The following is a 12835-nucleotide window of genomic DNA, read 5'->3' as shown; positions in this document are numbered from 1 at the left end:
GACGTTAATTTCTCGCAGCCATGACGCTACCATCCCCGGGCCGAACTGGCATCTGAATAGCCAGATGGTTATTCGCAGCCATTTGCAGGGGCCGATAGCGCTTTATAAAACCGAGTTGCCATCCGAGGATACGGGCAGCAAAGGCCTGGTTAACGATATTGAAATCCATAAGCAGCTTAACGGCCCGGTTTCTCAGTTTGGCCAGCGCTTCTGGAACCTGCTGACCGAGTCTCAGGATGATATTCAGCGCCTGCTGACGGAATGCCGGGTGACGCGTATCCACTATAGCGATCGCTATCTGCAAAACCCCGTAGCGCTGGCGTTGTTAGGCGGGTTGTTGAAGACGTTGAAACCGATGCTGACGCAAGAGGCGGAAGTAACGATTGATACGCTGTTCAGGAGTAAAGAGCGACCGGGGAACAAACCGTTCCATGACTGGATGAGTGAAGCAGACTTCCAGGATTTCGCCGACCAGTGGTTTGCGGCATCCATGGGACGAGCCGTGGAGATTCAGGCGTTCAACTCTGGCCGCGACATTCCGCACCACCGTAAGCTGATGGTGAGTTTTGATAATGGCCAGGCGCTGAAAATCCGCTTTGATCAGGGGGTGGGATACTGGCGTATTAACTTTGCGCGAGCCTGGCGTGATTTTAACTTTAATGACGACGTCTCTTTCCAGCTGGGGAATATGGCGCAAGCCTGCGCAGAAGGCCTGGTAGTGAACAGCGAGGAGAGCTGGGCAACCGATGTGCTGGTGCAGGTTATCGCACCTTAATCAGGGGCCGCTCCCGACTCACGGTCGGGAGCGGTTAGCGTCAGGCGGAACGTTTACCTGAAATCACGTCGATAAAGTCCTGTACCTGCCGCTGCTTACGGGCGGACAGCTTGCCCACCCGATGAAAAGACTGAAGCAGCGTAGAGTCTTCCGGCTGCGGCGGCTTTGCGGTCAGCACGATACAGCCGTTCATGACCTTCACATCCACTTCGGTACCGGTGGCAAAACTGGCGGCTTCCAGCCACTGGCCTTTCATGATGAGCGCGGGAATGCGGGTATAATCCGGATAACGACTCGCATAACTCACGGTAAAGTGACGGTTATTTGCCGGGGAGACTTCTGGATCGCACGGATCTGCAATAGAATGGGTATCAGTCATGACTGCTATTCTCCAATAATAGTGATTGTGATGAGCGATGCGGTTGTGTTGGCGCACGACCGCATCGCGCTAAATACCTGTGTATACCATCAGTAAATAAAAGAAAAGTCCAGCTAAAAACAGAACGTAATAAGCGCGATTCGGAATAAATAAGATATATTTTTGCGGGTTATAAAAGGGTGTGAATATGTAAAAGACCACCTCCTGAGGAGGTGGCTTTACACGACGCCCCCTAAAAGGGGGCCATTTTCGAGTTAATCCTGCAACAGCCCCATCTGCTGTTCGATCTCTTGGTCCTTCTTATCCTGATGCTTCACGTATCGCCTGATAATTTCTTCGTTTACCCCTACCGTATCGACAAAGTATCCCCTTGCCCAAAAATGATTGCCCCACAACTTCTTTCGTATATGTGGGAAACGATTGTAAAGCCGGATTGCACTGCGTCCTTTCAGGACGCCCATCAACGTCGAAATCGATAGCTTCGGGGAGACTATCACGACCAGATGCACATGATCTGGCTGAATATTTAGCTCAAGAACTTCACAGTCCTTCATGTTGCAGAGGATATAAATTGTTCGGTAGAGCTCTTTACCCACCTTGTCGCGGAGGATTTTAAATCGATACTTCGGCGTCCAAACCAGGTGGTATTTGCAACGCCAGAACACATGTGATGAACTCCTGTATAAGCCCATGTTGGTGATTTCCTTCTTACTTGTGGTGAGTAAGCTGGAATATTCCGGCATGGGTTTCCTTCAGGCTAGAGCCTCACAGGTTCAATCACCACCTCCTTAGGAGGTGGTTTAAGGCTTACAATAAAAGCGCACGCTGCCGGTGCGCTTTTATAAGTATTATGCTTTTTTACGCGAGGCTTTTTTACCGCCGCTGGCGGCGCGTTCAGCTTTAATTTTTTCCAGCAGGGCGGCAGCGCTGTTTTCACCGCTGATAAGATCCGGGTTTTCAGCTCGCCACTGGGCGGTAAGCTCGCCGCGGAAGGCCTTCGCCAGGATCGACTGGGTGAGGCTGTTGACGCGGGCTAAGGCATTGTTGACCTGTTTTTCTATGGTGTCGGCGTAGGCGAAGAGTTGTTCGACGCGGCGGACGATTTCAGCTTGTTCTGGAAGCTGGGGAACTATAACCGGTATTTCACGAACTTTATTCAAATTCAAATTTGGTTGGTTACCACCGGCAGCGGCTTTCCTTGTTTCCTGATAGTTTTCTATTAAACGCATTTTTAAAAATTGCAGGTCAATTCTTTCCTTGTCGCATATAATTGCCGCGCAGGCTTGATTGCATGCTGCATTTATTTTTAACTCTGTAACTTGACCACGAGTTTTCCCTTCGCCATACATTGCTAAAAGTAGTGTGCCCGGAGAAAATATTTTAAGCGTGCATTCTTTTAGCGCAATAGGTGTAATAAATTGCTCTGCGACTTCCGTATAGTTTTCGCCGGTACTTGAACTTGTTAACCAAGGAATTGAGCCATTCTCCCAATACTTTACTTCAGTTCTCTTAGGGGTTTTACCTGTAGCTACTTGAGCTAACTCTCCTATATTACTATTCACCCATGAGGAGAATAGTATAGAGTTATTTTTTCGCCATTCCTCTGTTAGCTCGCCACTCATTGCAACAGTGAGCACTGCCTGACGAAAACGTTTCAGGATTTGTGGGATTTGCTCAAGACGTGCTTTGGTGCTGTCTACCTGCGCCAGCAGCGTATCGAGTTTTTTGATAATAATGGATTGTTCGAGTAAGTTTGGGAATTTAATTTCTACCGATTTTAAATCTCCAAGTGAAACATTATTCATCGCTCCGCCACGAGCATTTTCTTTGAAAATTTTATAAGCGTTTAATTTTAATTGTTGACACAAGTATGCAGGGGCGATTATATCATCCGCCCCCCTTATAATTGCTACAGCCTGGTTAGTGTTTGCAGGAATATGTTGGTTTTTGACGATCGCGGTTTTACCTATCGTACCAGCAATGCTAAACAAAACATCATTTTCTTCAAACTGAGACCTTTTTAGCGCAAGATGCCCCTCTTCGCTAATATATTGATACACTGAGCTGAAATTTAGGCCAAAATCATCAATGTTCTCAACTTTAATAAAGGGGATTCCTTGGCTTAAATATTCAAACCCAAGGGTAGTTGGTGTTGTTCCCTTTGTAATAACCTTTGCCAACTCATTGAGTTTTTCTGTTACCCACCCCTCCGGCAATTTCCCCCCACTCATGCCTTCACCTCACCAAACGCTTCATTCAACAACTGGTGCTGCGCATCCGCCTCATCCCCCGCACCCAGCTCGCGCATCAGCGCGTCCAGCTCGCCCAGTGCCTGCACCAGCTCGCCCATCGCTTCTGCGGCCAGCACATCGGGCTCCGGTAGGCTGTCGGCGTCGATGCTGTCCTTATCCTTCAGCCAGGAGATATCCAGCGAATCGGATTTGGCGGTGCGGATCCACTCGCGGCTGAACTTCCGCCAGCGGCTGGTGGCCTGGTGCTGGTCGGTGTTTTTGTTCTCCTCGCTGTCGGCGACTTCGCTCTCTTCGGCGTTAAAGCTCCACTCGCCCTCGGCGCGCGGGCTTAGGCCGTGCGGGTCTTCACCGTAGACGGTTTCGAACGGCTGCAGGTGCTGTTCGGTAAACGGCGTACGCTTGCCGAAGCTCGGCATATTGGTCCGCAGGTCATACACCCACACGTCGTCGGTGCAGTTTTTATCCTTATGCGGATTGGCGACCGTGCCTTTGGTAAAGAACAGCACGTTGGTTTTAACGCCCTGGGCGTAAAAGATACCGGTCGGCAGGCGCAGGATGGTGTGCAGATGGCATTTATCCATCAGGTCGCGACGAATATCGGTACCCTTGCCGCCTTCAAACAGCACGTTATCTGGCACGACTACCGCTGCACGGCCGCCGGGGTGCAGGGTTTCAATAATATGCTGCATAAAGCACAGCTGTTTGTTGCTGCTCGGGTGCACGAAGGTGCGGGTGATATTGGTGCCCGCGGCGCTGCCAAACGGTGGGTTAGTGGCGACAATATGCGCCTTCGGCAGGTTTTCACCATCGCTGCCCAGCGTGTTGCCCAGACGAATGGCACCACCGTGGTCGAGGTTGCCTTCAATGTCATGCAGCAGGCAATTCATCAGCGCCAGACGGCGGGTGCCGGGCACCAGTTCGAGGCCGATAAACGCGCGGTGAATCTGGAAATCCTGCGTATCGCCATCAAGGTCATCCAGATCGTTAGTCTGTGATTTTACGTAACGGTCGGCTTCAATCAGGAAGCCCGCGGTCCCAGCCGCCGGATCCTGTACCACTTCACGCGGCTGCGGCTTCAGCAGATGGATAATGGTTTTAATCAGCGGACGCGGGGTGAAGTACTGGCCCGCGCCGGATTTGGTTTCGTTGGCGTTCTTCTGCAACAACCCTTCGTACATATCGCCGAAGTCGTCGCGGGACTTCCCGTGGTCGCCATTGTACCAGTCCAGCGCGTCCATATAGCTGACCAGCTCAGTCAGCTGTTTGGGTTGCTCAATGGTGGTGCTGACATTATGAAACACCGCCTGCACCAGCTTTTTCTCATCAGCGCCTAACTGGACCAGCAGGTTACGGTAGAACTGCATCTGATCCTGGCCAATGCGCGACTTCAGATCATCCCAGCGGTAGCCTTCCGGCAGGTAGTCCGCTTCCTGGCCGGTCTCTTTACACATTTTCAAAAACAGCAACGAGGCGAGTTCATTGACGTAGTTTTGATAGGAGACGCCACCGTCACGCAGGTTGTCGCACAGTTTCCACAGTTTGGCGACCAGATCGTTATTGTTCATTGAAGATCCCATGTAAAACAACGGCCCTTATCGGGGCCGCAGAAGAAGAAATTGCCGAGGATGATAACGCGTCAGGCGAGCTCATCCCAGATGTAATCGCTGAACTTATTCAGCACGCTGTCGAGGTTGTCGTCAAAGGTGCGCTGTAACATTGGCTTACCGCCGCGGCGGTGGAAATTACCGGTTTTGAAGACATCGTCGTCGAGCACCACTTTCTCTTTTAGCGCCTGGGCTAAACGGTCAAGCCAGCTTAACTGCTCAGAACTCCAGTCGTTCTCGCCTTTAATACGCGCCAACGCGTGCTCGACACGTTCCTCAAATGGTTTGAGCGCATTCCCCACCGCCGCACGGCGGATATGGCCGATAAGTCGGGCAGCGATATCCTCGTTGCGCGTCTCTTTCCAGGCACTGCGCAGGGAGGACTCTTCAAAATGCTGGCGGTCAAACCACTCCTGCAGCTCCACCAGGCCTTTGCGGGTGAGGTCGCGCGGGCGATTGATCACCGCCTGCAGCGCAGTCTGGGCATTAGGGGCGTGGTTGACCAAATCATCAAATGCTTCGAGAAAATCCTGCGGCGTGTCGTAATCGCCGTACAGCGATTTGACGCTCACCACCTCATCGTCAATATCGAGGAAGATCGGCGCGTCACGCAGGGCATTGATATCGGTTTTCAGCCTTTCCAAGCGGGCGATAAAGCCGGGAAGCTTATTGAAAATCTCAGCGCTCCAGTGCGGCCCTTTCTCACGCAGGCGCGAGGCCAGGCCGCCGAAGTTGACGCCCGCGGCATCCAGGCACAATTCGTCCAGGCGGCGGACCTGTTTATCCACCGCTTCGCTGCGGTCGCGGTTATAGGCCGCGAGGCCGATGATCCGCTGCAGTTTAGCGACCAGCTGTTCATGGCTGTGTTCGGCGAAGCTACGGCCATCCGCTTCGAGGGTTTTGTAGGTTTCCGAGTCGGTAATTTCGTTGACCAGCGTTTGCAGCTCCACCAGTGGACGCACAACCACCGGGCGCATGGTGTCGACGCTTTCCAGTGAGCTGTAGATATCCACGCAGTCGAAAATCTTAAAGCTGGTTTTCCCTACCGACGGGCACAGACGCGTGGCGCGGCCCTTCATCTGCTCGTAGAGAATGCGGCTTTTAACTTTGCGCAGGAACACGATATTACAGATAGATGGGATATCGACGCCGGTGGTCAGCAGGTCGACGGTGACCACGATATTAGGCAGCCGCTCTTTGTTGAAGCGAACGATCATGCTTTGCACTTTCTTCGCGTCTTTATCGGCATCACCGGTGATCTTAATAATGGCGTCGTGCTCAAGCTGCGGGTACTTTTTCTTAAATGCGGTGCGCAGCTCATCCACCACCATATCGGCATGGGCGTTAGTCACGCAGAACACCAGCGTTTTTTGCTGCCCGGTGGGATCAAGATATTTGGTGAGCTCACCGCATACCGCGCGGTTAAACGCCGGGATCACTAGGCCGCGGTTAAAATCGGCGACCTCAAAGTCCTGATCGTCGGCCAGCGTGTCGTTGATCAGCTCACCTTGCGGGTCCAGACGTTCCACCTGTTCACCCTCGGACAGATAGACCCCATCCTGCGCGTTGCGGGTCACGATCTGAATGGGTGGATCCTGGTCGATCAGGTAGCCATCGATCACCGCCGTACGGTAGGTGTAGCGGTAAACCGGTTCACCGAAAATATCTACCGTATGCAGTGCTGGCGTGGCGGTCAGGGCAATTTTTACCGCATCGAAGTGGTCGAGAATGCGACGGTAGGCGGAAACGTAATCCAGCTGGCTGCGGAACTGCAGCTCGCCTTCGGTCTGCTCTTTATCGAGAATGTAGCCGCGGTGCGCTTCATCGACGACGATACAGTCGTAGCGGCCGACCGGCATCGGTTCATCGGACTGCAGCGTGCGTTTGACCAGCGACTGCACCGTGGCAACGTGGATTTTGGTGCTGTCTTCCGGGAATTTATCGGTCAGGCCTTTGATATCGAAAATGCTGTTAAAGGTGTCGCCGTTAATCCGTGTGTCTTCAAACGATCCCAGTGCCTGCTCACCAAGCGAACGGCGATCGACCAGGAACAGGACGCGTTTGAAACGCTGCGACTGGATCAAGCGGAACATCAGGGCAATGGCGGTACGGGTTTTACCAGTTCCGGTCGCCATCGCCAGCAGGATTTCTTGCTGACCGTTAACTATCGCCTTCTCTACCGCGCGAACGGCGTCTTCCTGGTAATAGCGCAGACCCAGCTCGTTCATCCCGGGGTTTTCAGCAAACCACTGGTTTTGTTTCTGTGGGTCGCTGCCCAGCATATCCAGCAGCTCTTCCGGGCGATGCCACTCCGGCAGCGCTTTCGACATGTTGGTAGTGTGGCGGACGTCGCGATACCAGATGCCGCTTTTGGTCTTCATCGCCGCGCGGTATTCGCGCCCGTTGGTAGAGTAACAGAAGGGAATTTTAAAACGCTGTTCACCGCTGGTGTCCTGCCAGCTGATTTCATAGTTCGGTACGGCTTCGTGTACTTCATCAGGAGCGTAGTGCTCCAGCAGCGTGTCGCGTAAGAAGGCGTTATCGAAGTATTTGCTGTAGCGGTAAGATTCGTTGAGCTTGCTGGGTACATCGGTATTTTTGCGTTTTGCTTCAACGACGGCAATGGGCTTAAGGCCAACGAACAACACATAATCGGCAAAGCCTGTTTTACCCGTTTCATCTGTACCCGTCGGCCATTCGGCTATCGCTTTGTTGACACCGGGTTCCGGGCGAGCGCCTTTGGCAAAACGTAACGTTTTGCTATCGGCCTGCCAGCCCGCTTTACGCAGCTGTGCGTCTATCAGGAAGCGGCTCTCTTCTTCGCTGAGATTCAGCGTGCGCTTGATAGCCTGGTCGGTGATCTCTTTGTGATAGGCCTTACGTTCCTGTTCGGTCTGTTTTGCTAACTCGGCATTTTTGGCAGCGAGCTGTGCTTCCAGCGCGGCCACACGGGCTTTGGTTTGTGCTTCGGTTTCCTGCTGTTTACCTTCGAGAACGGCAATGTAACCATTGAGTGCAATTAAACGTTGCTGCTGAGCTTCCAGCTCTGCCTGGCTCTGTACTTTTTCCTGTGACTGCTGTTCCAACTGCTGTTTGAGCGTGAGGACTTCGGCGTGGTAGCGAGCCTCACCGTGCTCAGGCAGCACAAAAACCGGCACCGGGAAATCGTAATCTTTGGTCACCAACCGGTAGTACCAAACGGCAAGGCGGAATCCGAGACGCAAGCACATCTGGGCATCATCCAGGTCATTATGGTATTCGTGTACCGCCTGGTTACCAACTCGGCGCAATTTGTGGAATACAGAAAGGATGTTGTCATCAATAAAGGCAATTTTGCCTAATTCACGCAGAAGATCGTGTTGATTCTCACAGAGAGGCATATCCAGCAGCAGGCCAAGATGTTTAGCCGTCGCTTCACCAAACATACGCATTTTAATCAGCGTAGTGTTGGGATCATCCGGGTAGTTATTTTCCGCCGCACAGGCGATGGCATAAGTGAAATCGTTGACGCCCTTTAGGAACTCAAAATTAGATTTAGTCATCATTAAGTTTTAATCCATCGCTGTGCAAGCCTATCCATATAATTAAGGCTCATAACTATTTATCTTAACTTTCCGTATCTTTCCGAGCAATGACCAACGTCACAGCAATTGACTACTGGCATAGGGCTGCCCCACTCTGGCAACCACTAGAAAACTTCAGGGGATTTCCCCAATACCAACATCTTCTCTTTGTCGCTAAGGTGATCCGGCAAGACTATATCTCCGCTTACGCTTCCGGCTTGGCGGTATGAACTTTCACATCACTCAGAACCATGATGACTAACCTTTCAAGGGTTCGCTGTGGTTACAAACATTATCGAACCGGGATATCCCTGCAATTTTACCTACTTCAGTAGGTTGGTGCGGATTGAATAAAGTTGACTTAAGTGGAATAAAAGATGTTTCCCCAATAATCAGAACCTAACAGCTCTGCCTCGGCAACGTGACCGGCATTCCTGCCCGCACCGCGCACTATCGCCCTGCCAACCGCGCGCACTGCTGCCTGATACCATCAAAAATGCATGCCGCTAATTCAGCTGGGAACGAATCCGGTAGTAGTCCAATGACACGTTCAATCACTCCCGGAGTTGCTGCCAGCAGCTCTTCAATAATGGATTCAACTTCCTGTTGGCCTAACCCGGTTATTTCACCGTGTTTTATCCAGTGGCGGCGTCGGATCTGGTTAAGCAGGTAATGGTTACTGCTCCCGCGAACGGCCATCGCCAGTTTGCACTTCTGCCAGGCTATCTGGTTATTGCCCGGGCCAATCAGCGGCCAGGCCGATAGCACATCGTACAGTGGCGTCAGGTGGTAACGATTTTGCGGTAAATGCGCAAGACTGAAATTCTTTGCGTGGCCATCTGTCGCGGCCAGCAGCCAAAAAATAATCTGCGCTTTAAAGAAGTGCCTGCGATCTGTTTCAGCCTGTTCCGAGCGACTCAGAATTTCCATAATATCGGTAATACCGGGGCCACCATCTGATTGATACTTCCTCAGCGGCGAAACGCCCAGAGCCTGGCACATATCCTCTTGCGGCAGGCGGATCCACCACTGTTTGTCGCTTGATAATTTTCTGTCAAAACGCTCAACGATCAGTGCCTTTTGATCTTCAAACTGCGCAATATGGGTACTTGCTACCGGCACACCATAGTGTTCAACAATCATGGAGCAGAGCCATTCATTCTCGATGGACGTGCGCATATCGGCCCGCATGTTTCCCACCAGGCCTAGCGCTAATTTGAAAATATGCGTGGTCGGCGTATTTCCCTCAGGTAAACACCACTGGTTGTCATGCCACAGCAGCGCCGTTTTTTCCTGAGCGCCGGCGATGGATAAACGCAGATCGTCATCCTGTCCCTGCAGCCCCGGTAACGTCGTGGCAGTATTGCGGAGCATTTCGGCGATTTGCGCCTCTGCAAGCGGACGCTGCCTGATGGAAAAGATATCAGCAGGTTGCTCACCGATATCGAGAAGCTGTATGGCACCAACACAGTCGCGACCCAGTTCGGCCAATAAATCGAAAGGGTCCAGACTGTCGGCATGATAGCGCATAGCCAAACGTCGGCGGATCCCCTCACTATCCGGCAGCAGGTTATCGAAATAATCGCGTACCACGCTACCGCGATAAGGCTGATTCCCTGGCGTGAAAGGCAAAGAAAGCGACAAAGGCCTCCCCTGACTATCTGCAATCCACTCAGGCAGATACTCCAGCCGATCTTCGCCTTTACGCTTTTCCCAGTATCCCACCGGAATACCGTTCATCCAGATAGCTAACCGTTGTTGCGAACGACGCATTTCGTCACCACTGTTCCCGTCTTGCCGGCGAGTCTATATGAATTGTAGAGATTTCTTCCGTTTCACCCCCTGGGGAGGCAAGCTCTGAAGAAAGCACCATTTCAATCCCCAGCACATTGAACACTCTAAAAAGTCGCTCCAGACTGGCTGATGCAGGGTTTGACTCCAGGCGCGCATAGGTCTGTTGGGTGACGCCCAGCCTCTCCGAGACGTCTTTTTGCGTCAGACCTTTTGCTTTACGAAACCCCACCAGCAAGGGGCGTAACTGGCTCAGTGTTTTTAACGGATAGACGGTATTCATAGATAGCGGCTCGCTGGCTTATCGCTGTGTACAGATTATAGGCTGTTTTACCCACGTTACACCTTACAGGCTGTAAATGCAAAATACAGCTCATAGGGTGTTTTATTATCAATACAGCTTATAAGCTGTTAATCTGAAGAGTAAGCTAGCTGCGAAACGGAGTGGTGACGTTCAATAGCCTCTGGCAAAATTTACTCCGGGGCATTAACAATCTTCTCTGATACCCATCAGTGCAGGTCGCGTTAACGCCCGCGTGATCCCTTCCTCTATTCGGGAACGCCTTGATCCAAAAGATCCCAACAAAACGAAATTTTAATTATTAATATCAAATAGATAGATATTAGTAAAACATCAGGAAGATCCGGTTTTTACTGAAATGGAAATACGTCAATACAGTGTAAAGTGGGTAGGTAATTGCGGCAGGCAGATTCCAGGCACAAAAAAACCACCTTTCGGTGGCTTCTTGTTCACGCGGTACTTAATGGTGCGAAGGCCGGACTCTCATTACGACCCAACACATTGAAATATAAAAGAATAACAAATACATCATAATTAAATGCCCCCATTTGTGCCCCCAATTAAAACTATGCGATATCAGACAATGACACTCAATACAGTGGCCTCCCTCATTCTCAGCTGCCTCCGACTTCCCACCAAAAAAGATTTACCGTAAAACTGTGCACCCTCTTCACCCTCTTAATTTATTATTCATATTCAATAACTTAACCAATTAACACTCTCCACCCGACCCTACACAGCCCTTCACCGCGCAGTGCAGAGCGCAGCATGACACGTTTTGACATCCGCCCCCATCCCCGACACTGCCTCTGTGTTGGCTGCAAGCAGTTATTCGGCCCATCCGTGAGCCTCACCCCGTTCGGGGCCGCCGCAAGCGTCGGTAAAAACGGCCCGCGGCGGCTCAATCTTCATCCGTCAAAGAGTTGCCCGGTCGTCACCACATCAATGGCCCCCGATGGCTTGCCGTCAGCACCAAAGTAGCGGTCCTTGCGACACACCTTTTCTTTCGTGTCACAGTATATCCCGTTCGCAAACGTAAACGCCGTGCGGTCAAACGCCCCCTGCGCGTCCAGTTGCGCACCTTTCTTCTTGCCCAGATAGCGGGCCGTCAGCGCTGTTGATACCCCCTGCGCATTCGCACAAAAATACGCATCGCATACCACGCCCTTCGCGGGTGAGTGCAACGACTTCGTCGCGGCATGCGTCCCCAGAGCAACCAGCATCAGCGCCCCGGCCATCAAACCCCGTTGCACGTAAACGTTCATCGTTTCGTCTCTCTTCCGTGTCAAAAAAAATCAACCTTGTCGCGTTGTCAGCGCAATGCGGTCTCTCAAGGCGTCTCCGACACCCCCTGCGCAGGCCACGACGTCAATGGCCACTGGGTCAGCTCGACAAGTGAGCCCCCTGTCGCACACATCTGACGGCCAAACAGCAATCGCAATGCCCCGCCGGGTAAATTCAACGCCGCCATCAACGGTGTGATGCAGTTGTGCGCATGCTCAATGTCTCTCTCTTCCCAGGCCAATGGCGCAGCGACCGCCTCGCCCGGCGCCAGCGTGACCCACGCCACGGACGGATGGTCGGGGTATTGCGCCCCGACAAGACGCTGCTCGCCGTCCCCGCCATAGAACGTCAGGGGCGGCAACACGTTCATCTGGCAGGCTTGCGCCCCCAGATTACGCAGTACCAACAACACCTCCGCGGGCCCACCCTGCCGGTCCACAAACTGCGCCTCCAGTTGATGGGCGGTACACGCCCCGTCCGGCCAGGCGGCAAGCACTGGCCTGGCCACCAGGCTTGTCAGTATCCAGACCAGGATGGGAGGAAAAAGGGTAACATGTCGTCTCATACAAGGCTCTCATCAGCAGGGGCGTTATCGACGTCGGTGTAATGGCAAGGCAGACGGCGCAGCATCCCGCCCTACTGCCTCTGTGGTCGTGTCTTGCCGACGTTCCGTCGGTGCCAGGCTGGCAAGCGTGCTTGCCGGGTCGTTCATGACCGTCAGCGGATAACCCGTGTCTTCAAGCGTCATCACGCTGGTCAGCCGGTAAGCCACAACACCGCCAGCGAGCATGAGACTCACCCACGCGTCGCGCCGGGGACAGAGGGCCGAGCGTCTACTTCCCGACATGAAACAACAAATGAACGTCACCCCTGACCGCAGCGTCAG

Annotated in this window: 9 protein-coding genes and 1 pseudogene; 1 reads left to right on the top strand and 9 read right to left on the bottom strand. The window is 52.6% G+C overall.

What is annotated here, in order from left to right:
• Positions 1-148: 148 nt before the first annotated feature.
• A pseudogene (locus tag N6G83_RS54945) lies at positions 149-775 on the top strand (hypothetical protein); the annotation flags it as partial.
• 40 nt (positions 776-815) lie between these two features.
• Here the strand turns inward: N6G83_RS54945 and symE are convergent.
• From symE to N6G83_RS20815, 9 genes are all read right to left on the bottom strand, one after another.
• Positions 816-1154 carry an endoribonuclease SymE gene (symE, locus tag N6G83_RS20855; protein WP_080491431.1) on the bottom strand — a complete coding sequence of 113 codons (339 nt, stop codon included), beginning with the start codon at positions 1152-1154 and terminating at the stop codon, positions 816-818.
• A 254-nt stretch (positions 1155-1408) separates the two neighbouring features.
• Positions 1409-1846, bottom strand: a complete 438-nt coding sequence (gene tnpA, locus N6G83_RS20850) for an IS200/IS605 family transposase (protein ID WP_080491434.1) — start codon at positions 1844-1846, stop codon at positions 1409-1411.
• A 156-nt stretch (positions 1847-2002) separates the two neighbouring features.
• Positions 2003-3385: a restriction endonuclease subunit S gene (locus N6G83_RS20845; protein ID WP_260515918.1), complete on the bottom strand. Its 1383-nt coding sequence runs from the start codon at positions 3383-3385 to the stop codon at positions 2003-2005.
• Positions 3382-4971, bottom strand: coding sequence for a type I restriction-modification system methyltransferase (gene hsdM / locus N6G83_RS20840; protein ID WP_260515920.1), 1590 nt, complete (start codon positions 4969-4971; stop codon positions 3382-3384). Before hsdM ends, N6G83_RS20845 begins: the two co-directional genes overlap by 4 nt.
• A gap of 71 nt (positions 4972-5042) precedes the next feature.
• Complete coding sequence (gene hsdR, locus N6G83_RS20835; RefSeq protein WP_260515922.1) at positions 5043-8555, bottom strand: type I restriction-modification system endonuclease; 3513 nt, start codon at positions 8553-8555, stop codon at positions 5043-5045.
• A gap of 468 nt (positions 8556-9023) precedes the next feature.
• Complete coding sequence (locus N6G83_RS20830; RefSeq protein ID WP_127146765.1) at positions 9024-10346, bottom strand: type II toxin-antitoxin system HipA family toxin; 1323 nt, start codon at positions 10344-10346, stop codon at positions 9024-9026.
• A 4-nt stretch (positions 10347-10350) separates the two neighbouring features.
• Positions 10351-10647: a helix-turn-helix domain-containing protein gene (locus N6G83_RS20825; protein ID WP_127146764.1), complete on the bottom strand. Its 297-nt coding sequence runs from the start codon at positions 10645-10647 to the stop codon at positions 10351-10353.
• A 926-nt stretch (positions 10648-11573) separates the two neighbouring features.
• A complete protein-coding gene (locus tag N6G83_RS20820) occupies positions 11574-11930 on the bottom strand; it encodes a YcgJ family protein (RefSeq protein WP_260515924.1) in 357 nt (118 codons plus the stop codon).
• Positions 11931-11995: 65 nt separating this feature from the next.
• Positions 11996-12457 carry a DUF4232 domain-containing protein gene (locus N6G83_RS20815; protein WP_260524025.1) on the bottom strand — a complete coding sequence of 154 codons (462 nt, stop codon included), beginning with the start codon at positions 12455-12457 and terminating at the stop codon, positions 11996-11998.
• Between the last annotated feature and the right edge of the window lie 378 nt (positions 12458-12835).

The sequence above is a fragment of the Serratia sp. PL7 genome (assembly GCF_945957435.1).
The sequence above is the reverse complement of the archived record's forward strand: the minus strand, read 5'-3'. Positions and strand labels throughout refer to the sequence as shown.

What these genes read in the sequence shown, in the direction of transcription:
- symE (WP_080491431.1), bottom strand. Translation starts at nt 1,154, where the DNA reads ATGACTGATACCCATTCTATTGCAGATCCGTGCGATCCAGAAGTCTCC.
- tnpA (WP_080491434.1), bottom strand. Translation starts at nt 1,846, where the DNA reads ATGGGCTTATACAGGAGTTCATCACATGTGTTCTGGCGTTGCAAATAC.
- N6G83_RS20845 (WP_260515918.1), bottom strand. Translation starts at nt 3,385, where the DNA reads ATGAGTGGGGGGAAATTGCCGGAGGGGTGGGTAACAGAAAAACTCAAT.
- hsdM (WP_260515920.1), bottom strand. Translation starts at nt 4,971, where the DNA reads ATGAACAATAACGATCTGGTCGCCAAACTGTGGAAACTGTGCGACAAC.
- hsdR (WP_260515922.1), bottom strand. Translation starts at nt 8,555, where the DNA reads ATGATGACTAAATCTAATTTTGAGTTCCTAAAGGGCGTCAACGATTTC.
- N6G83_RS20830 (WP_127146765.1), bottom strand. Translation starts at nt 10,346, where the DNA reads ATGCGTCGTTCGCAACAACGGTTAGCTATCTGGATGAACGGTATTCCG.
- N6G83_RS20825 (WP_127146764.1), bottom strand. Translation starts at nt 10,647, where the DNA reads ATGAATACCGTCTATCCGTTAAAAACACTGAGCCAGTTACGCCCCTTG.
- N6G83_RS20820 (WP_260515924.1), bottom strand. Translation starts at nt 11,930, where the DNA reads ATGAACGTTTACGTGCAACGGGGTTTGATGGCCGGGGCGCTGATGCTG.